Source organism: Mycobacterium sp. 2YAF39 (assembly GCF_052114565.1).
Lineage (GTDB): Bacteria > Actinomycetota > Actinomycetes > Mycobacteriales > Mycobacteriaceae > Mycobacterium.
In genome coordinates, this window is record NZ_JBFREZ010000013.1 from 89,920 (window position 1) to 111,478 (window position 21,559).

At 65.0% G+C, this 21,559-nt stretch carries 25 protein-coding genes and 1 tRNA gene; 15 read left to right on the forward strand and 11 right to left on the reverse strand.

The window, feature by feature from the left end; genetic code table 11:
* Positions 1-21: 21 nt before the first annotated feature.
* Positions 22-426, forward strand: a complete 405-nt coding sequence (locus tag AB4Z42_RS26655; RefSeq protein WP_442012249.1) for an HIT family protein — start codon at positions 22-24, stop codon at positions 424-426.
* Positions 427-429: 3 nt separating this feature from the next.
* Here AB4Z42_RS26655 and AB4Z42_RS26660 read toward each other — a convergent pair whose 3' ends face one another.
* Both AB4Z42_RS26660 and AB4Z42_RS26665 read right to left on the reverse strand, forming a co-directional pair.
* Complete coding sequence (locus tag AB4Z42_RS26660; RefSeq protein WP_442012281.1) at positions 430-1,884, reverse strand: sensor histidine kinase; 1,455 nt, start codon at positions 1,882-1,884, stop codon at positions 430-432.
* A gap of 22 nt (positions 1,885-1,906) precedes the next feature.
* A complete protein-coding gene (locus tag AB4Z42_RS26665) occupies positions 1,907-2,629 on the reverse strand; it encodes a response regulator transcription factor (RefSeq protein WP_442012250.1) in 723 nt (240 codons plus the stop codon).
* A gap of 94 nt (positions 2,630-2,723) precedes the next feature.
* On the opposite strand from AB4Z42_RS26665, the gene AB4Z42_RS26670 reads away from it, so the two are divergent.
* Positions 2,724-3,557, forward strand: a complete 834-nt coding sequence (locus tag AB4Z42_RS26670) for a hypothetical protein (RefSeq protein WP_442012251.1) — start codon at positions 2,724-2,726, stop codon at positions 3,555-3,557.
* A 2-nt stretch (positions 3,558-3,559) separates the two neighbouring features.
* On the opposite strand, the gene AB4Z42_RS26675 is transcribed toward AB4Z42_RS26670, so the two are convergent.
* Positions 3,560-3,889 (reverse strand): hypothetical protein, encoded by a 330-nt coding sequence (locus tag AB4Z42_RS26675; protein ID WP_442012252.1) that lies wholly within the window; start codon positions 3,887-3,889, stop codon positions 3,560-3,562.
* 49 nt (positions 3,890-3,938) lie between these two features.
* Between AB4Z42_RS26675 and AB4Z42_RS26680 the strand changes: the two genes are divergently transcribed.
* A tRNA-Thr gene (locus tag AB4Z42_RS26680) sits at positions 3,939-4,013 on the forward strand.
* A gap of 45 nt (positions 4,014-4,058) precedes the next feature.
* Positions 4,059-4,463, forward strand: a complete 405-nt coding sequence (locus tag AB4Z42_RS26685) for an HNH endonuclease (protein ID WP_442012253.1) — start codon at positions 4,059-4,061, stop codon at positions 4,461-4,463.
* 743 nt (positions 4,464-5,206) lie between these two features.
* On the opposite strand, the gene AB4Z42_RS26690 is transcribed toward AB4Z42_RS26685, so the two are convergent.
* Positions 5,207-5,899 (reverse strand): cupin domain-containing protein, encoded by a 693-nt coding sequence (locus AB4Z42_RS26690; RefSeq protein WP_442012254.1) that lies wholly within the window; start codon positions 5,897-5,899, stop codon positions 5,207-5,209.
* Between the two features lie 145 nt (positions 5,900-6,044).
* Here AB4Z42_RS26690 and AB4Z42_RS26695 point away from each other — a divergent pair, with 145 nt between their 5' ends.
* Positions 6,045-6,473, forward strand: coding sequence for a hypothetical protein (locus tag AB4Z42_RS26695; protein ID WP_442012255.1), 429 nt, complete (start codon positions 6,045-6,047; stop codon positions 6,471-6,473).
* Positions 6,474-6,488: 15 nt separating this feature from the next.
* Here the strand turns inward: AB4Z42_RS26695 and AB4Z42_RS26700 are convergent, their stop codons facing one another.
* Together AB4Z42_RS26700 and AB4Z42_RS26705 are read right to left on the reverse strand one after the other, a co-directional pair.
* Positions 6,489-6,752 (reverse strand): hypothetical protein, encoded by a 264-nt coding sequence (locus AB4Z42_RS26700; protein WP_442012256.1) that lies wholly within the window; start codon positions 6,750-6,752, stop codon positions 6,489-6,491.
* A gap of 43 nt (positions 6,753-6,795) precedes the next feature.
* Positions 6,796-7,395, reverse strand: coding sequence for a TetR/AcrR family transcriptional regulator (locus AB4Z42_RS26705; RefSeq protein WP_442012257.1), 600 nt, complete (start codon positions 7,393-7,395; stop codon positions 6,796-6,798).
* Positions 7,396-7,476: 81 nt separating this feature from the next.
* Here AB4Z42_RS26705 and AB4Z42_RS26710 point away from each other — a divergent pair, with 81 nt between their 5' ends.
* The 4 genes from AB4Z42_RS26710 to AB4Z42_RS26725 all read left to right on the forward strand — a co-directional run bounded on the left by AB4Z42_RS26710 (position 7,477) and on the right by AB4Z42_RS26725 (position 12,177).
* Complete coding sequence (locus AB4Z42_RS26710; protein WP_442012258.1) at positions 7,477-9,039, forward strand: phytoene desaturase family protein; 1,563 nt, start codon at positions 7,477-7,479, stop codon at positions 9,037-9,039.
* 71 nt (positions 9,040-9,110) lie between these two features.
* Complete coding sequence (locus tag AB4Z42_RS26715) at positions 9,111-9,515, forward strand: cupin domain-containing protein (protein ID WP_442012259.1); 405 nt, start codon at positions 9,111-9,113, stop codon at positions 9,513-9,515.
* 18 nt (positions 9,516-9,533) lie between these two features.
* Complete coding sequence (locus tag AB4Z42_RS26720) at positions 9,534-10,490, forward strand: hypothetical protein (RefSeq protein WP_442012260.1); 957 nt, start codon at positions 9,534-9,536, stop codon at positions 10,488-10,490.
* The gene (locus tag AB4Z42_RS26725; RefSeq protein WP_442012261.1) at positions 10,432-12,177 is read left to right on the forward strand and encodes a DUF885 domain-containing protein; all 1,746 of its coding nucleotides are present in this window, start codon (positions 10,432-10,434) and stop codon (positions 12,175-12,177) included. Before AB4Z42_RS26720 ends, AB4Z42_RS26725 begins: the two co-directional genes overlap by 59 nt.
* Here the strand turns inward: AB4Z42_RS26725 and AB4Z42_RS26730 are convergent.
* A complete protein-coding gene (locus AB4Z42_RS26730; RefSeq protein ID WP_442012262.1) occupies positions 12,174-13,055 on the reverse strand; it encodes an NAD(P)-dependent oxidoreductase in 882 nt (293 codons plus the stop codon). The genes AB4Z42_RS26725 and AB4Z42_RS26730 overlap by 4 nt on opposite strands.
* Positions 13,056-13,064: 9 nt before the next feature.
* A complete protein-coding gene (locus AB4Z42_RS26735) occupies positions 13,065-13,445 on the reverse strand; it encodes a carboxymuconolactone decarboxylase family protein (RefSeq protein ID WP_442012263.1) in 381 nt (126 codons plus the stop codon).
* Between the two features lie 50 nt (positions 13,446-13,495).
* On the opposite strand from AB4Z42_RS26735, the gene AB4Z42_RS26740 reads away from it, so the two are divergent.
* The 3 genes from AB4Z42_RS26740 (at position 13,496) to AB4Z42_RS26750 (ending at position 16,244) form a co-directional block, all read left to right on the forward strand.
* Entirely contained in the window at positions 13,496-14,164 is a 669-nt protein-coding gene (locus AB4Z42_RS26740) for an Abi-alpha family protein (RefSeq protein ID WP_442012264.1), read from the forward strand.
* Between the two features lie 17 nt (positions 14,165-14,181).
* The gene (locus tag AB4Z42_RS26745) at positions 14,182-15,423 is read left to right on the forward strand and encodes a DUF445 domain-containing protein (protein WP_442012282.1); all 1,242 of its coding nucleotides are present in this window, start codon (positions 14,182-14,184) and stop codon (positions 15,421-15,423) included.
* A 113-nt stretch (positions 15,424-15,536) separates the two neighbouring features.
* Positions 15,537-16,244 (forward strand): cutinase family protein, encoded by a 708-nt coding sequence (locus AB4Z42_RS26750; RefSeq protein WP_442012265.1) that lies wholly within the window; start codon positions 15,537-15,539, stop codon positions 16,242-16,244.
* On the opposite strand, the gene AB4Z42_RS26755 is transcribed toward AB4Z42_RS26750, so the two are convergent.
* On the reverse strand, positions 16,236-16,868 hold the full coding sequence (locus tag AB4Z42_RS26755; RefSeq protein WP_442012266.1) for a TetR/AcrR family transcriptional regulator: 633 nt from the start codon (positions 16,866-16,868) through the stop codon (positions 16,236-16,238). The two genes, AB4Z42_RS26750 and AB4Z42_RS26755, sit on opposite strands and share 9 nt — an antisense overlap.
* Positions 16,869-16,980: 112 nt before the next feature.
* Between AB4Z42_RS26755 and AB4Z42_RS26760 the strand changes: the two genes are divergently transcribed.
* Both AB4Z42_RS26760 and AB4Z42_RS26765 read left to right on the forward strand, forming a co-directional pair.
* Positions 16,981-18,180 (forward strand): cytochrome P450, encoded by a 1,200-nt coding sequence (locus tag AB4Z42_RS26760; RefSeq protein ID WP_442012283.1) that lies wholly within the window; start codon positions 16,981-16,983, stop codon positions 18,178-18,180.
* Positions 18,174-19,151, forward strand: a complete 978-nt coding sequence (locus AB4Z42_RS26765; RefSeq protein WP_442012267.1) for an SDR family NAD(P)-dependent oxidoreductase — start codon at positions 18,174-18,176, stop codon at positions 19,149-19,151. The genes AB4Z42_RS26760 and AB4Z42_RS26765 overlap by 7 nt, the downstream gene beginning before the upstream one ends.
* On the opposite strand, the gene AB4Z42_RS26770 is transcribed toward AB4Z42_RS26765, so the two are convergent.
* The gene (locus AB4Z42_RS26770) at positions 19,148-19,966 is read right to left on the reverse strand and encodes a cutinase family protein (protein ID WP_442012268.1); all 819 of its coding nucleotides are present in this window, start codon (positions 19,964-19,966) and stop codon (positions 19,148-19,150) included. The genes AB4Z42_RS26765 and AB4Z42_RS26770 overlap by 4 nt on opposite strands.
* Before the next feature lie 47 nt (positions 19,967-20,013).
* Positions 20,014-21,027 (reverse strand): NADP-dependent oxidoreductase, encoded by a 1,014-nt coding sequence (locus AB4Z42_RS26775; RefSeq protein WP_442012269.1) that lies wholly within the window; start codon positions 21,025-21,027, stop codon positions 20,014-20,016.
* Between the two features lie 82 nt (positions 21,028-21,109).
* Here AB4Z42_RS26775 and AB4Z42_RS26780 point away from each other — a divergent pair, with 82 nt between their 5' ends.
* Positions 21,110-21,478 carry a hypothetical protein gene (locus AB4Z42_RS26780; protein ID WP_442012270.1) on the forward strand — a complete coding sequence of 123 codons (369 nt, stop codon included), beginning with the start codon at positions 21,110-21,112 and terminating at the stop codon, positions 21,476-21,478.
* Positions 21,479-21,559 lie beyond the last annotated feature (81 nt).

Genomic DNA, 21,559 nt, shown 5'->3' on the forward strand with positions numbered 1-21,559 from the left:
ACACCCCGTAAGCTCAGCGACATGGCGAGCGTGTTCACCAAAATCATCAACGGAGAGCTGCCCGGTCGGTTCGTCTACGAGGACGACGACATCGTCGCGTTCCTGACGATCGCACCCATCACCGTCGGCCACACGCTGGTGGTGCCGCGTGCCGAGATCGACAACTGGCAGGACGTCGACCCCTCCGTGTTCGCCCGGGTCATGGAGGTGTCCCAGTTGATCGGCAAGGCCGTGGTCAAGGCCTTTCCCGCTGACCGTGCGGGCGTGATCATCGCCGGGCTGGAGGTCCCACACCTGCACGTCCACGTCTTCCCGACCAACAATCTCGCGGACTTCGGTTTCGCGAACGCCGATCAGAACCCGTCGCAGCAGTCCCTCGACGATGCGCAAGCCAAGATCAAGGCCGCGCTCGCCGAATTGGGCTGAGAATCAACCCACCGCAGCGGGAACGTCGGCGATTCGCGGAAGCGCGACCTTGAACCGGCAGCCCTGCCCCGGGGCGGTGGTGACGCTGACCGTGCCGCCATGCGCGTACACCAGCGAGTCGACGATCGAGAGCCCTAGTCCGGTGCCGCCACTGGTCCGCGCTCGCGACGAGTCGGCGCGGTAGAACCGCTCGAAGACGCGATGGGCGTCCTGCACGTTCATCCCCGGACCCTTGTCGCACACTTCAAGCACGGTCGTGTCGTCTTCCGTTCCGACCCGCACCGTGACGTCCGCGGTGTCGGGGGTGTGCTGCAACGCGTTGGTCATCAGATTGGAGAGGACCTGCCGCAGGCGCGGCTCGTCGCCGACCACCTCGGGGGTTCCCGGCCCGTCGAACACCTCCATGGTGATTCTGCGTTTCGGTGCGATCGAGCGTGCATCGTGCACGGCATCGCTGGCCAGCACCAGCAGGTCGACCCTGCGCCGATCCAATGGACGCTGCGCGTCGAGTCGGGCCAGCAGCAACAGATCCTCGACAAGCAGACCCATCCGGCTCGATTCGCTTTCGATCCGGCTCATCAGCATTTCGACGTCCTTGGCGGCACCCTGCCGGTACAACTCGGCGAAACCGCGGATCGTCGTGAGGGGTGTGCGAAGCTCGTGGCTGGCGTCGGTGATGAACCGTCGCATCCGGTCCTCGGACCCGCGCGCCTGCGCCGCGGATGACTCCGACGCCGCTATCGCGCTCTGGATTTGGGCGAGCATGCCGTTGAGCGCCAACGAAAGTCGGCCGACCTCGGTGCGAGGGTCACGGGTAGGAACACGACGGTCGAGCTGCCCCGCCGCGATCGCCGCGGCGGTCCGTTCGACTTCGACGAGGGGGCGAAGACTGCGATGCACGACCCAGTAACACGCCACACCGAGCACGAGCAGTACGGCCAGACCGATCCCGAGTTGCGCGTATGTCAGGGCCCGCACCGTCGTCTGGACATCGGACAGGTCGATGGCCACCGTGGTGAGCTCACCCTGGGGTCCGCGGACCGTCATCGCGCGCCATTCGACACCCGAGTTGTCGACCGATCTGATGGTGACCGGCACCGGTCCCACGTCGTTGCTGTCGGGTAACGCGGGTTCGGCGTCGCGGTCGTTGACCGCCATCCAGATGTGCCCGTCGGGGCCGATGCCCCGCACGTAGAAGTTGGACGGCGGGCGCGCCGGGTTGGGTCCCTCCATCGGCAGGGCAGGCAGGTGGCGCGGGGCCTGCGCCCAGCTGCGGGAGGCGTCGAGCAATTCCTGGTCGACGCGGTTGCTCAGGGTGTGCCGCAGGATGGACGTGACGGCGAAGTCGGCCGCGAACAGTCCGCACGCCACCAACACCAGAGTGGCGGCCACGAGCCCGATCCTCAGCGGGATACCCCGCAAGCTCAGTGCGCCCACACTCCCATTGTCGTGCTCTATGGCGCGCCCGTCACGCAAGCGCTTACCGCGGCTCGCGCAGGACGTAGCCGACGCCGCGCAGCGTGTGCAGCAGCCGGTTCTCGCCGGTGTCGATCTTGCGGCGCAGATACGAGACGTAAGACTCGACGACGTTGACGTCGCCGCCGAAGTCGTAGCGCCATACGTGGTCGAGGATCTTCGGCTTCGACAGCACCGTGCCCGCGTTGATGATGAAGTACCGCAGCAGGGTGAATTCCGTCGGCGACAGGGAGACCGGCTCGCCGGCCTTCCACACCTCGTGGGTGTCCTCGTCGAGCTCGATGTCGGCGAACGTCAGCCGTGAACTGCGGGATTCCTCGATCGCACCACGACCCGAGCGCCGCAGGATGACCCGCAGCCGGGCGACCACCTCTTCGAGGCTGAACGGCTTGGTCACGTAGTCGTCGCCACCGAGTGTCAGCCCGGCGATCTTGTCCTGCAGCGAGTCGCGGGCCGTGAGAAACAGCGCGGGTGCGTCGATGCCGTCGGCGCGTAGCCGGCGCAGCACGCCGAAACCGTCCATTCCCGGCATCATGACGTCGAGGATCACTGCGTCCGGCCGTACCTCACGGGCCTTGTCCAGGGCGGCAGAACCGTTGGACGCCGTATAGACCTCGAATCCCTGGAACTTCAGGCTCACCGACAGAAGCTCGACGATGTTCGTCTCATCGTCGACGACAAGGACCGTGGCTTCTGGATGGTTTTCGGTTGCAGCAGGCATCGCCATTCAGCTACTTTCCACCTCCCGCCTTGCCATGATCCTGCCGAATGGCTGTGCACTTCCTGTGAGTTTTCGCTTGCGCGGTCCATAGACTGGGAAAATGAACCTGGGCAAGACCCTCTCCGCCGTGACCGACCTGGCCACAGCGCCGGTACGCGTTGGGCTGGCAATGGCCGAGACAGGGCTTTCGATCGCCGGCGGGGCGCTCGGCATCGCGCAGCGAACCCTCGGCGATACGGATCCGGCCAACGGGACCGGGTCGGCGTCCTTCGCACACATGCTGGGTCTCGACGACGCGGTCGAGCGGGCAAACCGCCTGGCCAAGCTGATGGACGACGATGCGCCCCTCGGTAGGGCGCTGGCGCCCAACGGCCCGCTCGACCGGCTGCTGAGGCCCGGCGGGGTGGTCGATCAGGTGACGGCCGAGGGCGGACTGCTGGATCGGCTGACCGCCGACACGGGTGCCGTCTCCCGGGCGCTCGCGCCGGGCGGGATCGTCGACCAGGTAACCGCAGAGGGCGGCTTGCTCGACCGGATGACCACCGACGACGGGGCGTTGTCGCGGGTCATCGCGCCGGGCGGACTGGCCGATCAGCTGCTGGCCAACGACGGCCTGATCGAGCGGGTGTTGCGCGAGGACGGCGTGGCCGACCGACTGTTGGCCGAGGGCGGGCTGCTCGACACCCTGACCGATGAGAACGGCCCGCTGCTGAAACTGGCGGACGTGGCGGACACCCTCAACAGGTTGACGCCGGGGTTGGAGGCGTTGGCGCCAACGATCGATGCGCTCCACGAAGCGGTCATCACCCTGAGCCAGGTGGTCAACCCGCTGAGCAATATCGCCGACCGGATTCCGTTCCCGGGCCGACGCCCGCGGGCACGTTCGGCGGTGCAGCCCGTGAGGTCGCAACGGGTCGTCGACGCCGACGAGTGACGTCAGCTTTCGGCCTCGACCTCGTCGACCAGGTCGGCGATGCTGTCCGGGGCGGGCGCCTGTTCGTCGGGCTGCCACTTCTGAAGCAGAAGAACCGCGGCTCCGCGCAGCATGCGCACGTAGTCGTCGGTATCCCCCGCCTTGTTGTAGTTCTGGATCCGACCTGCGACTTCGGGGACCAACGGCTCGAGAGCGGTGGCGATGGAGAGACCCATGGCGGCCTCGGTGCTCGCGCTCTGGTCGAGCAGAGTAAGCAACCGCTCGACCTCGGGGCGCGACAGCGCCGGGTACACATGCGGGAAGTCGTCGAGCAGATCGTCTTTGACGCTCACGGCCACCGGGATGCCCCGATGCCTGACCCGATAAACTCTGAGCCCGCAGGCCTCCTTAGCTCAGTGGTAGAGCGTTCGCCTTGTAAGCGGAATGTCATCGGTTCAATCCCGATAGGAGGCTCCAAGTCCGACGGCGGCTATTGTCAGTGGGACGTCGTAGCTTCGTAGCGTGAGACAGTGCCGTGGCTGTGGATCCGAACTCTCGAAGCGCAGCCAAAAGATCTACTGCGGTAATGCGTGTCAGCAATCGTTTCGACGCAAGTCGAGTACGTCGCGTTGGCTCGAGTCTGGCGAGGCCACGATCGCCACTAGCAGGGGCCACCACATCCGGGAGTATCTCGCCAACGCTCAGTCGGGCTGCTGTGCGATCTGCGGCGGAGCCAGCGTGTGGCTGGCACTGCCCCTCGCATTGGTGATGGACCACATCGACGGCGACCCGACCAACAACCGTCGGGAAAACCTGCGGCTGGTCTGCCCGAACTGTGACTCACAATTACCGACGTACAAGAGCCGCAATCGCGGCAATGGGCGCCACTACCGTCGCCAGCGTTACGCCGACGGACAGTCCTACTAGTCAGCACGTGCATTACTGAACAACGCATTTCTTTTCAGCCTTTTCAAAAAATCTGAATTGCCAGGTAGTCCGGGAAAATCCCAACTCCTGTGGATACGAAGGCCTTTCGCTTCGCCACGCAGTGCGGTAGCGATTAACCGGAGCGGAATGCGATCACTGCGCCGAATGCGCAACATCCAATTGAGCAGGTGTACCGACGACCGACCGTTATGCGTACGGCCCGAAACCTCCGACTAGGACGGTGCGTGCGATTGCCACGCTGCTCGCAGTGGTGGTGACGCTGGGCGGATGTACCAGCACGTCGACACCGAGTACCGATTCGACCCAATCGAGTGGGCCTGAAACCGTCATCACCGACTTGTCCGGTCGCCACGTTGCGATGAGCCGCTACGGACCCAGGCTTACCGATGGGAGCTGAAATACCGCTGAAAGCTGCTGAACGCACACCGCGCCGTTACGGTTGCGCGGAGACAACTCGATGCACCCGACTACTCCATGACGTCGTGGACTGCGCTCTCACAAACTCGCCGAAAATCGTTGGGGCGCAGCGTTATCGGCTGCCCGCCGACGAGCGCGTGTTCGAGGAGATCTTCGCAGTACGTCCTGGAATTCATCCCAAGGTCCGACAGCGTCGAACGGGCATGTGTGGGGTTGGGCACTGCCGCATAGCCAGCGCGGTAAGAATCGGGGATGAATCCTCACCTCGTGAGGCGTCGCTCATCCTCTAAGTCTGCATTAGTCGGCTACGGCGACCGCAGAATCACGATCGAGTTGTCGATCTTCTTGAACTTGCCGAAAGTGTCTTCGGGAACACCGAATACGGCGGACAACACGCGCGGTGGGAGCCTGCTGAGCGACTCACCAATGCCGATGTTGTCCTTGTCTTCAGGCGCACTTGTGTTCTGAATGATGATGATCGTCAGGTCGTCCTGGCCGCGGTTCTCGAAGTAGTGAAACGAACCCTGCGGCGCGAATACGAGGTCGTTGACGTGCTGGTCGAAGCTCTCGTAGTTGCCGTTCCCGTCGATGACGATCCATGTCGCCACACCGCTGGTGACGATGTTGAGCTCCCACGCGCTGGGATGCCAGTGCGGCTCACGGATGCCGCCGGGCTCCAATGTCAGCAACAGCAGGCTGGCCTCTTGCCCTTTGAGGATCGGGAAGTTGTCCTCGTTGGCTTGCTGGAAAAAACCACCGTCATGCATGCTGCGGGGCTGCGCGCCGAGATGGAACAGGTGTGACTGCGACGTGATCGTCTCGGCGGGTATCCGCGGATCACCAAAGCGCGCAGCGTCATCAGAAACAGTCACGGGAGCTTCCTTCTCGGTGCCATTACCGGTGCCGCTGGAGACGATGCGGTCGACGCCAACACCAGTTGCGGCGCCGGCGCCCGCCAGAGCCGCTCCACCCAGCACTTTGCGGCGATTCACCGTCACGCCCGGGAGCCTAGCGCCGGCGGTGGGGCTCCGAGGCGTCATCTTTGGAACTTTGGGATCGGTAGCGCGGTCCACGGTCTGTACTTGACCGCAATGGCCACGCCACAGGGGCGGCGCCCGAATAAGGAGTACGACCATTAAACGAATGTCGAAGCTGGCGACCGCAGTAGTCGTGTCCAGCGGTCTCGGGCTGGCCGGATTGGGTATGCCCGCGGCATCCGCCCAGGGCCCGAGCTATCAAGGTGGCAACTGTCCGGCGGGCGTCACGTGTACGCACTGGTTTCCGGGTGAGCCTTCGCCTCCCGGCGGTCAGGTCCTCAGTTGGGACTGGAACGTCCCGCACGACTGGTACTGGAACTCCGAGGGCATCGTGGACGTCACGACCAACACCATGTACCCCTGGTCCGGCTCGCCGCATCCGGCCGTGCCGCCGCCTGCCCCAGTCGGCACGCCTGCCCCTCCGATGCAAAAGCCACCGGGGACGCCATTCTGCAGCCCGCGCGGTGCGCTGATCATCATCCCGCCGATCTGCGACGAGATCGGCGTCGACTGGCCGCCCGGCTCGCTGCGCTAGCGGTACGCGGACCGGCTATCGCCTGACCGTCGGGCTGCCGCCCACGATCGAGCCAGGCGTCTCGCGACCCGGCTGATTCTGCGCGAAGGAGAAGCACGTCCCGTAGTGACCGGCTGTGCAGGGCACACCGTTGATGTCGGTGACGGGGCCGCCGGACTGATTCGTCGGGACGCCGTTGGCGTCGGTGTTCGGATAGATCGTCGGGTCCGCAAAGCTGACGGGCGCGGTGGCGATAGCAGCGGCGCACAAGCCGGCCAGGATCAATCGACGAGACCACATAAGCCCAGCGTACGCCCGTAACGCTCCGCAAAATGCCATTTGCTCAAGCCAGTGGCGCCATACCGGACCTGACGAGATTCACGCAGGTGGCGACAATCTCGTCGAGGTCGCCCGTGCACCCGCTTCCACCCCAGTTCTCCACCGCAGTGACCAGCGCTGCGGCCAGCGTCGCGCCAGCCACCTCGGCGAGCAGATCGATCTCGGGCCTATCGGCGTATCGCTGCGCGACGAAGCTCGTGATCGCTCTGGCGAACGACGCCTGGACCACCCTGAGGTGGGCGGCGATCCGTTCGGCGGTGATCAGTTCCGCGCGGGCGCTCGCCGCCTGGCGGACCACCTCGAAGTCGTGCGGGAAGCTTGCGACGCTGGCCAGTACCGCGTCGAACACCGACTCCGACTCGGGCCGCCGCGCCAGTGCCTCGGCCAGCCATTCGACCTGCGTCTCGTAGTCCTGGAACAGCACGGCTTCCTTGGTCGGGAAGTGCCGAAAGAAGGTGCGCTCGGTGACACCGGCCTCGCGGGCGAGTTCGGTCACCGTCACGTTCGAGAAGCCCTTACGGGCGAAGCTGGTCAGCGCGGCCTGTCGCAACGCTTCACGCGTCGACCGCCGCCGCAGCTCGTGCAGGTTCGGCGATGCGGTCATAGCGCGGAGATCGTAACCCGATCTCGGACAATCTCGTCAGTACTGACGTATTTGTGTCAGTACTGACATAACCTGCCTGTCATGAGTGACTACGACGCGATCGTCATCGGTGCCGGCCACAACGGACTGACCGCCGCCGCCCTCCTGCAGCGGGCAGGTATGCGCACCGTCTGCCTCGAGGCCAACACGTACGCGGGCGGGATGGCGGCGACCGTCGAGCTCATCGACGGATTCCGATACGAGATCGCCGGGTCGGTGCAGTTCCCCATGCCGCCGCAGATCGCCAAGGACCTCGGACTCGACACCCTGCCCACCGTCGAGTCGGAGGTGATGTCGGTCAACCTCGGTGACGACGGCGACGAGGCGATGATCTTCTATCGCGACCCGATGCAGTTCATGACCCACCTCACCGAGAAACACGGCGTCGACGCCGTCACCGGCATGGCGGGGCTGATCGGGTGGAGCCAGGGTCCGTCAAAAGCGCTCGGCCGCTTCGATGTTCGCAAACCCCCGAAGACCATCGACGAGATGTATGCGTGCGCCGCCAACGAGGACGAGCGCGCGGCCATCCACGACATCCTGTTCGGCACCGCGATGGACGCCATCGACCGCTTCCTTCCCGACCGGCAGAAACACGCCGTGATGCGTGGCATGCTCGCATTCCTGGCCATCAACTCCACCTACCGCGGTCCCTACACCCCTGGCAGCGCAACATGTTTGGCGTTCGCCCTCGCCGTACCCGACGACGCCACCGCGATGATGACGAAACTCGAGGGCGGCATCGGCGCACTCTGCGACCACCTGCTCGACCTGTTCGTATCCAACGGTGGCGAAGTCAGGTACCGCGCCAAGGTGGACAAGATCCTGGTCGCCGGCGACCGCGTCACCGGCGTGCGCATGCGCGACGGGTCCGAGATCAGCGCACCGGTCGTGATCTCGAACCTGTCTCCCGACCTCACACTCGTCGACCTGGTGGGCGCCGAGCACCTGCCCGCCGATCTCCTCACGCGGTTGGGTGGACGCGATCATCGAGCGTCGTTCGTGCAGTTGCATTTTGCGCTGGACGACCTGCCCGAGTTCGCCCCGCCCTATGAGTTCCTGAACGAGCCCGGCATGCAGGGGTCCATCGGCATCTTCAACTCGCCCGAGGAACAGCAACGCCAGTGGGAGGAGTGCAGGCGCGGCGTCGTACCCGACAATCCGTCGATGGGGATGCAGATCCCCTCGGTCCACGACGCCGGCATGGCGCCGCCCGGTAAACATGCGGCGAGCGCGTACGCATATGCGTTCCCCGTCGAGGCGAATCGCGATCAGCACGGCCATCTCAAGAACGAGATGGCCGAGAAGGTCATCGACAAGATCACCCGCTACGCCCCGAACTTCCGCGACATCCTGATCCGCCACATCACGTTCGCGCCGTACCACATGCAGACGATGTTCGCCGCACCGTCGGGCGACTTCTGCCACGGCCTGCTGCATCCGGATCTGATGGGGCCCAACCGACCCGGGCCCAAGGGGTTTCTCGATATCGAGGTCCCGATCGACGGGCTCTACCTGGGCGGAGCCGGGTGCCACGGCGGTCCGGGCATCACGTTCATACCGGGATACAACGCCGGCCACCAGGTCCTCGACGATCGCAGCTGAGGCCTGTCACAAAACCCGCTCCTGCCCGGTCCTACGTGTGTAACCGCGAACAGCGACCGAAGGAGCCCCAAATGACCAGCAATGCGTGGCAGACCGCGATCACCGTGCTGCAGGAGGCCACGCCGCCCGACGTAGCCCCCGGGTCGCACGCGATGACCATTGCTGTCGAATTCCCGCCGGGCGATCCGGGCAGCCCGCCGCACCGTCACAGCGGACCGGCGTTCGGCTACGTGCTAGAGGGTGAGATGTTGTTCGAACTCGAGGGTGAGGCGCCACGCGTCGTCAAGGCCGGTGAAACCTTCTGGGAGCCGGGCGGCGACGTCATCCACTACTCGGATGGCAATGCCCGGGACGACATCAAAGTGCGTTTCGTCGTCACCATGCTCTGCGCCCCGGGTCAGCAGATGCTCACCCTCGTCGACGGCGACGAGCTGTTCGCGCGCCGCGATCGGCGCGTCACTGCTGCCAAAGCCTGAGTGAGAAAAGGGATTCCGATGTCCAAGATCCTCCTGCAGACGACGATCGCCGAACACGGCGACGACTGGGATATCACCCGATTCTCGTTACTGGCGGGCGAATTGCGGGCCGCCGGGCACGAGGTCACCGCGCGAAACCGAGCCGGCCGGACCGCAGACGACCCGATCCTGAGCCGGCTCGACGAGCTCGACTACGACCAGGTGTGGCTGCTGGCCGTCGATGTCGGCGACGGCCTCACCGACGTCGAAGCCGCGGCCATCGTGGCCTTCCGCGAGAACGGTGGCGGCGTGCTCACCGCCCGCGATCACCAGGATCTGGGCAGCTGCCTTGTCGGGCTCGGATCCCTGGGTGCGGTCAATCACTTTCACGACAAGAATCCCGACCCGGCACGAATGCGCGACGACCAGGACACCCCCGCCATCTCGTGGCCGAACTACCACTCGGGCGCCAACGGCGACTACCAGCCTGTGTTCACCGACGAACCGGTGCACGAGTTGCTGCGCACGACGGGCAACGCCTGCGGCCGGATCGAGTGGTTCCCCGCCCATCCGCATGAGGGCGCGGTGTCGGCGTGCGTGCCCTGCGCGTCGGTACTCGCACAGGGTCGCAGCACCGCAAGCGATCGCCGTTTCAACCTCGCAGTCGTCCTGGACGGCGAGTCCGGGCCCGACGGACGGCCGATGGGTCGCGCGCTGGCCGCATCGACGTTTCACCACTTCGCCGACTACAACTGGGATCTCGACTGCGGGGCGCCCACTTTCGTCACCGAACCGGAGGGCAAGGAGATCAAGGCTGATCCTTCGCGGCTGGCGGCCTTCAAGGACTACGTCGCCAACATCGCCACCTGGTTGCACCCCGCGGCCGATCACCGCACTTCGACCCCGCCGACGGATGCTCGCAGCTATCGTGCTGCAGATGCGACGTCTGGCGTTGGTTCTCTGCTCACTGCTCCTCCTGATGCCCCTGGGGTGTAGCAAGTCCGAACAGCCCGCACCTGCCCCGGCGCCCGGCTCGGGCGATGCGGCCTTTCGCCAACTCGCGGCGGAGATTCTCGAGTTCACCTACAAGCAGGACCCGTCGTCCGCGACCTACCTCGGCATCCACAAGTACGACGATCTGATCGCGGACTACTCCGCGGCGTCGGTGGCGGCCGACTCCGACTCCATCCGGTCGTTCCTCACGCGGCTCGATGACGTTGATGCCGAAACACTTTCACTCGAAGCGCAACTCGATTTCGAACAGACCAAACACAAGCTCGACGGGATGCTGTTGCGCAACGACGTCATCCGGCCTTGGGCCAGGGACCCCGACATCTACAGCAGCGGTATCGCCAACGACGCCTTCGTGATGATCTCCCGCAAGTTCGCACCCCCAGAGCAACGGATGCGATCGCTGATAGCGCGCCTGAAGCTGATGCCCAACGCATTGGCCGAGGCCCGCAAGAACCTGGACAACCCACCCCGGATCTACACCGAGATCGCGATCGAGCAGGTCGACGGCAACCGCGACTTCTTCGACAAGGACGTGCCCGCGGCGTTCACCGACGTGAAAGACGCTGCGCTGCTTGCCGAGTTCAACACGGCCAACGCGGCGGTCGTCGCGGCGCTCGACGATTACAAGGCGTGGCTGGAGAACGATCTGCTGCCGCGGTCCAACGGTTCGTTCGCGTACGGCACCGACACCTACCAGAAGGTGCTGGCCGCCGACGAGATGATCACCACCCCGCTTCCGGAACTGCTGGACATCGCCGAGCAGGACCTTCAGCGCAACAGGCAGGCATTCGCGGAGGCGGCCGGGAAGATCGATCCCACCAAACCGCCGGCCGAGGTGCTGGCCGTCGTCGAAAAGGACTACCCGCCGGCATCCGAACTGCTGGCAGTCACACAGGACAACCTCGACAGCCTCGCGCAGTTCGTGCGCGACAAGCACATCATCGACCTACCGCCCGCTCCACCGGCGCGCGTCGTGGAGACGCCGCCGTTCCTCCGCGCCACCACGTCGGCGTCGATGGACACCCCCGGACCGTTCGAGAAGGTGGCGACAGAGGCCTACTTCAACATGACGCTGCCGAACCCGGCGTGGCCGCAGGCGGAGCAGGACGACTTCATGACGGCCTGGTACCGGCAGATGATCAGCAATGTGTCCGTGCACGAGGTCTGGCCCGGTCACTATGTGCAGTTCTTGTATGCGAAGGACTACCCGTCCGACGTCCGAAAGGTGTTCGGGACGGCCAGCAACTTCGAGGGCTGGGCGCACTACTGCGAACAGATGATGCTCGACGAAGGTCTACATGCCGGCGATCCGCGGTACCGGCTGGCGCAGGTCCAGGATGCGCTGTTGCGTGACGTCCGTTTCATCGTCGGTATCAAGATGCACACCGAGGGCATGACGGTCGAGCAAGCCAGGGACATGTTCGCCAACGAGGCATACCTGCCGGGGCCGGTGGCCGAGTCCGAGGCCAAGCGCGGGACTTCCGACGCCACCTACGGCTACTACACCATGGGCAAGCTGATGATCCTCAAGCTGCGCGAGGACTACAAGAAAAAGCAGGGTGATGCTTACTCTCTGAAGGACTTTCACGACACGTTCATCAAGCTCGGGCCGCTGCCACTGCCGCTGATCCGTAGGGCGATGCTCGGGGAGACCGGCGACCCGTTCTAGGGACGAGCCTCGATGACGACTCCGGCCGCGGCTTCGATCGGCTTCACGATCGACGTGAAGTCGGATTCGGGGCCCTCCGCGATCAGGGTGGTCTCCCACATCTGGGCGACGGCATCGGCCATCTCGGTGGGCAGTCCGAGTGCCCGTGCCTCATCGAGGTAGAGCCGTACGTCTTTAACCATCAGACCGGTCGCGAAACCGTAGTCGAAAGTGCGTGGCAGCACCGCCCGTGGGAACTTGTCGCGGCTCGCGTGCGTACCACCCGATCCGGCGTTGAGTACATCGATCATCGTCTGGGCGTCCAAGCCGGCCTTGACCCCCATCGCCATCGCTTCGGCGGTGACGGCAAGCGATGTCGCGGCGATCATGTTGTTGACAAGCTTCATCGTCTGCGCGGCACCGGGTTCCGTGCCGATGAAGGTGACGCGTCCGATCACATCGAAGGCCGGCGCGCACTCGTCGAAGTCGGCACGCGGTCCGGAGACCATCACGGCGAGCGTCCCCGCCTCGGCGCCGTGCACGCCTCCGCTCACAGGGCTGTCCAGCGCAGTCACGCCATGCTCGGCGAGTGCGGCGCTATTGCGTTGTGCTGTACGGCTTCCCACGGTCGAGAAGTCGATGAAACGACGGATGGCCGACCCACCCGCGACGGCGTCCGCGACCGCGATCGACGCCTGTGGCATCGGCAGGCTGGCCATGACGGTCGCGACGCGATCCGCGACGTCGACGGCTGACGGCGCGGCCTCGGCGCCCTGTGCGACGGCATCGTGGACGACGGCTGCGCGGGTGTCGAACACGACGACACGATGTCCCGCCGCGAGCAGCCGGCAGGCGATCGGAAAGCCCATGTTGCCGAGGCCGACGAAACCGATGTCCATCGGGAACTCCTAACCCTGCTCGATCTCGTCGAAAGCGGCCCGCGCGACCCGGAAGCTGTCGACGGCGGCAGGCACCCCTCCGTAAATCGCCACCTGCAGGAAGATCTCGCGAATCTCGTCGCGGGTCACCCCGTTGGTGAGCGCACCCCGGATGTGCGTCCGCAACTCGTTGGGCCGATTCAGCACCGCGAGCATCGCCAGGTTGAGCATGCTGCGGGTCTTGAGGGGCAGCCCGTCGCGACCCCACACCGCGCCCCAGCAGTACTCGGTGACCAGATCCTGCAGTGGCTCCGTGAAGTCGTCGGCGTTTTCGGTCGCCTGCGCGACATAGGCCTTGCCGAGAACTGCGCTTCGAATCTCGCGACCCCTGTCGTACGTGTCCTGATTCACGGCTGTCTCCTTTTCGCCGATTCTTGCAGTCGAGCCGTTACCGTTGCGCCGTGGGGAACTCCCAGGATCCGCTCGGACGCGTCGCCGGGCTCGCAACCGGCGCAGCGCGGTTCTGGCTCCGGACGTCGATTCGTACCCAGGAACAGCTGATGGGCTGGCTCGGCGATCAGTCCGAGGAGCCATCACCCGAGAGCCCGCCGCCGACCGCGACCAAAGCACCACAGACCGACGCACTGGGTTCCAAGATGCGCGAGTTGTTGGAGCGCGCGCTGGACAACAGCACGAGCAGCAGCCAGGTCGAGCTCTTCAACCACATCCTCGACCAACTGGTCGCCGACGAAGCACGCATCATCAGCGCGCTCTCCGACGGTTCGTCGTCACCCCTGGTGACGGTGCACGACTGGGTGCGGCGAGCCGTTCCGGGCCGAGCGGTGCTCGAGAACGCCTCGCTGATCGGCCGCACGGCCAACGTCGCGCTGCCTGCGATGGTGCCCACCTACGTCAGCCATCTGTTGTCGCTCGGCCTGGTCGACATCGGGCCCGAGGACCCCGACCTCAAGGACGACTACGAGGTCCTGATGGCGGAGACCGCGGTGCTCGACGCGATCAAGAACGCCTCCCGCGGACCGCTGACCGCGAAGGTCGACAAGTTCACTCTGACGCTGTCCAGCCTCGGCAAATCACTGTGGGAGGCGACGATGCAGCAGGGCGGCCAGTGACCGACGTCGTCGTCGCGATGCAGACCTGGTCGGAAATCAGGCACGACTTCGGCGCCAATTGGTTGATCTATCTCTCGATGCCGCTCGTCGCCGCGTTCGTCGGCTGGAGTACGAAAATCGTTGCGCTGGAGATGATCTACCGGCCGCTCGAGTTCAAGGGCATCGGACCCATCGGCTGGCAGGGCATCGTGCCCCGGCGGGCGGGCAAGGTCGGCTCGAAGACCATCGAGTTGCTGACCACCAACCTGCTCAAACCCGAAGAGCTGGTGGCGCGCATCGACGCCGCGGAAGCTGTCGAGGCCTTGCGCGATCCGCTGATCCAGGCGGTCGACGAGATCTCCCGCGACATCGCCGAGGAGATCCGCCCGGGCTTGTGGGATTCGCTGCCCGAGGCCGGTCGCCAGGTCATCGCGGAGCGGATCCGGTCGCAGGCACCACGCGTCACCGAGAACATGCTCAACGAGATGAAGTCGGACCTCGGCAGGTACGTTGATCTTCAATTTCTCGCCGTCACCACGCTGGTGCGAAACAAGGAAAAGCTGAACAAGCTGATGCGCGGCGTGAGCGACGACGCCATGGCCTTCGTCCGGCGCAGCGGGATCTATTTCGGCCTGTGCATCGGTCTCGTGCAGATGATCGCGTGGGCACTGTTCAAGAATCCGTGGATCATGCCCGCGTTCGGTTTCGCCGTCGGATTCCTCTCCGACTACATCGCGCTCAACATGCTGTTCCGGCCGGTGCAACCGAAGAAGTTTCTCGGGTTCATCCCGTTTCAGGGACTGCTGCACGTCCAGCGCGAAAAGATCACGCGCGACTACGCCAAGATCCTCGCCGACGATCTGTTCTCACCCGAAATTCTCTTCGACGGCATTCTCAAGGGACCGGGTTCGGACAAGTTGTTCGCGTTGGCCGCCAAGGAAGTCGAAGCCGCGATCGATGCGCAGACAGGTGTCGCGGGTCCGCTGGTCGTGCTCGCCGTCGGAACGAAACGCTATCGGGCGCTGAAGGACAGGGTGGTCGAACTCGTGCTCGATCGTCTTCCGTCGACGCTTCTGGAGGCACAGGACTACGCGACGAGCGTCATCGATCTGGAACAGACCATCATCGAGAAGATGGATCAGCTGTCCAACGAGCAGTACGAGTCGATCCTGCGGCCGATTTTCAAGGACGACGAACCGTTGATGATCACGGTCGGCGGCGTGCTCGGCGGCGTCGTCGGTGAACTGCAGGTGCTCATCATCGAGCAGTTCGGACATTGACCTAGCTCACAGGGATTCGACAGTTATACATCCGCGTAAGACGGGAACTCCGCCTACGCGGAGCGCAGCGTTGAGCCCCACACATTCCAAGAACTAGCACAGGCGGTGTCGGTATGCGGGTCATCAATCGGTTGGTCATTGTCGCGGGGGTCGCGGCCTCGGCGTTGCTCAGCCCGTCGATCCCGCCCCCGGCGGCATCCGCCGCATCGTGTTCAGATGTGCAGGTTGTCTTCGCGCGCGGCACATTCGAAGCACCCGGAGTGGGGGGTGTCGGCCAGGCATTCGTCGATTCGCTGCGCTCGAAGATCGGTGACAAGTCGATGGATGTCTACCCGGTGAACTACCCCGCGTCGCTTGATTTCGCGACCGCCGCGGACGGTGTGATCGATGCGAGGAACAAGGTCCAGGACATCGTCAACACGTGCCCGAACACCAAGATCGTGCTCGGCGGTTTCTCACAGGGTGCGGCGGTCGCCGGGTACATCACCGCAGACGCGGTCCCTCCGGGATTCACCCTGCCTCAGGGGATCACCGGTCCGATGCCTGCCGATGACGCCAACCACGTGGCTGCGGTCGCGCTCTTCGGAAAGCCCTCGAACGGGTTCCTGCAGACGATCAACACCGCGGCGCCGCCCATCACGGTCGGCAGCCTGTACACGGCAAAGACCCTCGAAATGTGCGTCCCCACAGATCCGATCTGCGCACCCGGCGGCGGGGACGGCGCGTCACACAACGCCTATCCGGTCAACGGGATGACCGACCAGGCCGCAACATTCGCCGCTGAGCGTGTCTCGTCCGACAACAGCGCGAGTTCACATTAGAGGCCAGCCGCCCGACGCCGGTTCGAAGCGCAGCGGCACGGCCCGTGGCAGCCGTTGCCGCGTGCCGGTGGATATCGAGTCGATGATCAGGGCGACGTAACGACGCCAGCCGTCGCCGGCGGAATCCATCGTCGACAGCACGCTGTAGAGCATGGCGATCAAGCGAGGCAGGTCGTCGGCCACGAGGTCGGCGCGTACGACGCCGGCCTCCCGGCCTCGCGCCGTGAGCTCGGCCAGCGCGGCGTTCAGCTCGGCGTAGATATCGGACCTCAGCGAACCCGCGCGTAAGGCGGCGGTCAACAGGTGATGCTCGCGGGCGCCCAGTGCGATCGCCGCCTCGACCAACGCCACGAGTCCGCGCATCGGATCCTTGTCGCCGCGGGCCTTCTCGATCACCGGTGTGAGGTCTTCGGCGATGCTCTGATCCAGTGCGGCACTGATCAAGTCCCCCTTTGTGGGAAACCGTCGATACAGTGTCCGTTCGCCGACCCCGGCCCGGCGGGCGATGGCCTCCATCGGCGCCTCGTAGCCCAGTTCTCCGTAGACGTCCCGCGCAGCACGAAGAATGCGCTCGGCGTTGCGCGCCGCATCGGCACGCAACGGGCGGTCGGCTACCGCGGTCATCGGCCCAGTCTAACTGACAGTTGACTGCCACTCTCGTGGGTCTTACGCTCTGGATAATTGGCAGAGCACTGACACTTAATGGGAAACGCCGGTGACATCAACGACTTCCGATATGGCCCCTGATACCGACCTGCCCGCAATCCCCGCTGCGCGCTCGGCGGGCTGCCCGCTGCGGCCGCCTGCCGAGTTCGCGCAATGGCGCGATGAGCCGGGCCTGCAGCGGGCGATCTACCAGGGCAAGCCGACGTGGGTGGTGAGCCGGTACGAAGACATCAGGGCCGCGCTCGTCGATCCTCGACTGTCCGCCGAAACGATCCCGGCGTCGATGCTGCCGAAAGACAGCGACAACAACACGCCGGTGATGTTCGCGCGCGTCGACGACCCCGAACACCATCGGATCCGGCGAATGCTGACCAGAGACTTCACCTTCCGGCGCGTTGACGGCATGCGGCCACAGATTCAGGAGATCGTCGATCGGTATCTCGACGACATGCTGGACAGCGGACCACCCGCCGATCTCGTGCGCGCCTTCGCGCTACCGGTGCCTTCACTCGTCATCGCGCATCTGCTCGGAGTGCCAAGCGACGACCTCGAGATGTTCCACCACCACACGACGGTGGGGCTGGACGGCCGTACCTCCGACGAGGAGAAGGCCGAGGCCTTCGGCGCGATGTTCGCCTATATCGCCGAGCTGGTCGAGCGCAAAGAGCACGAGCCCGGCGACGATCTGCTCAGCCGCCTGGTCGCCGACCACGTGGTGACCGGCGACATCAGCCGCGAGACCGCCACCGTCACCGGGGCGATCATGATGCAGGCCGGTCACGAGACCACGGCGAACATGATCGCACTCGGAACCGTCGCGCTGATGGAACATCGGGAGATGTTCGAGCGACTCGGTAACACCGACGACCCGTCCGTCATCGCCAACATCGTCGAAGAACTGATGCGTTATCTCGCCATCGTTCACAGCCAGGTCGACCGGATAGCCACCGAAGATCTTGTCCTTGGCGGCCAGCAGATCCAGGCGGGCGACTGGCTTGTGATGAACCTGCCCGCCGGCAACTGGGACCCGGCCTTCGTCGACGACCCCGACATACTGGATGGCGACCGAAATACACGCGGGCACTTGGGATTCGGTTACGGCGTGCACCAGTGCATCGGCGCGAATCTCGCGCGGGTCGAAATGCAGATCGCCTTCGGCACGCTGGCACGCCGGGTACCGGGGCTGCAATTGGCCGTGGATGTGGAAGAACTGCGATTCAAAGGCGAATCCGGTATCTACGGCATGAAAGAGCTGCCCGTCACATGGTGAGGACGACCGACGCACTGCGGTTCGACGGACAGGTCGCGGTCATCAGCGGCGCGGGCGGCGGTCTCGGCAGGCAGTACGCGCTGCTGCTGGCATCGCGCGGTGCGCGTGTCGTCGTGAATGACATCGGCGGTTCGTTGACCGGCGACGGATCTGATCGCGCCGCCGCCGGCAGCGTCGCGGACGAGATCGTCGCGCTGGGCGGTGAGGCGGTGGCCGACAGCCACAGCGTGACGTCGCCTGCAGGCGGCCAGGCGATCATCGATGTCGCCACCGACACGTGGGGACGCGTCGACATCCTCATCAACAACGCTGGAATCGTGCGGGACGCCCCGTTCGAGGACATCACCGCCGAACTGCTCGACCCCCTCCTGGACGTGCATCTCAAAGGGGCCTTCGCCCTGACTCGGCCGGCGTGGAAGGTGATGCGCGAGCAGGGATATGGCCGAATCCTCAACACGTGCTCGGCGGCAGGCCTTCTCGGCGCCGAGCGCATGAGCAATTACGGCTCGGCCAAGACCGGTCTGGTCGGTTTCACCCGGGTGCTGGCGGCAGAGGGGGCCGATCGCAACATCAAGGTGAATGCCATCTCCCCGATCGCGTACACACGGATGCTGCAGCATTCGGTCGACACGGCGCCCCAACAGGATGATGCGGCTGCCCAGGCAATCCTGGACGAGCTTGCCGCCCAATACCTTCAGAAGCTCGACCCGGCGCTCGTCGCTCCGGTGGCGGCGTTCTTAACGCACCGCGACTGCCCTGTGTCGGGTGAGATCTACACCGTCGGCGCCGGACATGTGGCGCGCTTCTTCATCGGTCGGACGAAGGGCTTCTACAGTCCCGAACTGTCAATCGAGGAGGTGCGCGACCACCTCGACGACATCCGCGATGAAACCGGCTACACCGTTCCCGGCGGTCCCGCCGACGAGATGACCGAGCTCTTCGCCACCATCATGGCGTCGGGGCCGGGCTAGCCCATAGGTGCCGGAGCCGGATTGGCCATAGGCGCCGGAGCCGGACCAGGCATGGGCGCTGGGCCAGGCGCAGGTGCCGGGGCGGGGGCCGCTCCCGGAGCCGGAGCCGGACCAAGCCGCGCCACCGTGTAGGCCGCTGCGTCATTGGTGCCGCCGTTCACGTTATACATCGCATGGGCGAAGCTGGGCGGTCCCGCGGGTGCCCCGTTGCAAATGGTGTCGTCGGGTGCGCAGACCTTGAGGGTCTTGTCGACATACGACGGACCGATCGTGATGGGTGGTGCACCGCCGCTGGCCAGCCATTCCGGCGACGGCAGTCCGACGAGGACCACGGCGGCAACATGGTCGGCGACCTCAACAGGCATCGGGTTGGGGATGAACTCGCGGTACTCGGCGGGCACCTGTTCGGGAATCTCGGCCGACGTCACGTAACCGGCAAGCGCTGCGCCCTGGGAGTAACCGCCGAGCACGATCTTGGTGTCCGGACAGTTCGCCGCTGTCGTTTCGATGTGTGTACCCGCATCGCGGATCCCGTCGACGACGGTCCTCGCAAAGGCGATGCGATCCGCGAAGTCGCCGCTGGCGGGATAGTTGACCGGATAAACGTTCACGGACCGGGTCCCGGCTTGGGCGCGCAGAGCGTCAACATAGGACTGGCCGACCCCGCCCACGCCCGGCGGTTCGCCGGTTCCGCGGGCGAAGACCACCTCGACATCGGGGCATCCCTGTGCGGCGGCGAACGGGACGGGTGAGAGCAGCAGAGCCGCGGCCGAGGTGGCGGTGACCCCGAGCAAACGAAGGACGTTAGAGATCATGACCGTCTGTACCCTCTTTCGTCTGCATGTACTCAGGGCTTTCCCGGTTAACTGATCTTCACCAGCATCTTACCGATGTTGGCACCGGTGAACAGGCCGTTCATGGCATCGACGCATGATTCGATGCCGTCGTAGATCGTCTGGCGGTGCACGAGCCTGCCTTCGGCCGCCCAATCGCGCAGTGGTCCGAACGCCTCGTCGAATCGACCCCATTCATCGAGCGCGTTGAATCCCTGCATCGTCGCCGTCTTCGCCAGCAAATTCACGTAGTTGGCAGGCCCGGGGTGCTCGCCCGTCAGATAACTGGAGATGACACCGCACAACACGACGCGCGCTTTGGGTGCGAGACGGCCCAGAACGGCGTCCAGGATCGGCCCGCCGACGTTGTCGAAGTAGACGTCGACCCCTCGGGGGCAGTGCTGTTTCAACGCAGCCTTCAGGTTGTCCTCCCGGTAGTCGATGCAGGCATCGAAGCCGAAGTCCTCGACCACCGCCTTGCACTTCTCTGCCCCGCCGGCGATGCCCACCACCCGGGCACCCGCGATCTTGGCGATCTGTCCTGCCACCGACCCGGTGGCACCCGCCGCGGCCGAGACGACCACGGTCTCGCCTTCCTTCGGCTTACCGATACCGACCATCCCGAAGTAGGCGGTCGCTCCCGTCGGGCCGTACACCGACATCACTGCGAGCTGGTCGACGTCGTCCTGGGGACCGGGCACCGGCGTCGTGAAGATGTCGTCGCGGCAGATCACGTACTCCTGGAAACACGTCAGTGTCGTGACGATGTCGCCGACGGCGTACGCGTCGCAGCGCGATGCCACGACCTCGCCGATGCCTGCCGCGCGAATGACCTCGCCGATCTGCACCGGCGGGAGGTAGCCCGGCTGGTCGTTCAGCCACGTGCGGGCAGCCGCATCGATGCCGACGTAGGTGGTGCGGATCAGCGCCTCCCCCTCGGCCGGCTCCGGCGCCGGGGTGCTGACCAACTCGGTGTCGCCCGCGGCCACCAGGCCCGTCGGACGGCGACGCAACAGGATCTGGCGGTTCATCAGCTCGGCCACGATCGTGAAACTACCTGTCGGCGATCTTGCGCGTTCTGCATGTCACGCGACTGAACGCGACATCTGGTGTAGAAGGAGAGCCATGGCAGATGCGGGTGTCTGGGTGGTCTGGGGGATTCCCACGCGGGGACGTGAAACGCAAGCCCTGGCCTTCCTCAAGGACAAGCTGACCGGATACCTCGAAGAACTCAAGCGTGACGGGCGGATCGAGCGATTCGATGCCGCGATCCTCAAACCGCAGAGCAACGAAATCGGCGGATTCGTCCTCATCCAGGGCACCCGGCAGCAAATAGACAGCCTGCGTCAGGACAAACAGTTCGAGACGTATGCCTATGAGGTGCAAGCCATCGCCGATCACGTCAACATCGTCGAGGCCTGGGTCGGAGATGGTATGTCCCACGCGTTCGGCCTGTACGAGGACGCGCTGCGGGACGCCGGCTTGATGTCTTAGCCGAGAGAAAGCACGCCAGCCTAACTTTTCAGCAAAACGCCACCAAGATCACGGCTACAGCGACCAATGTGAACAGTGGGA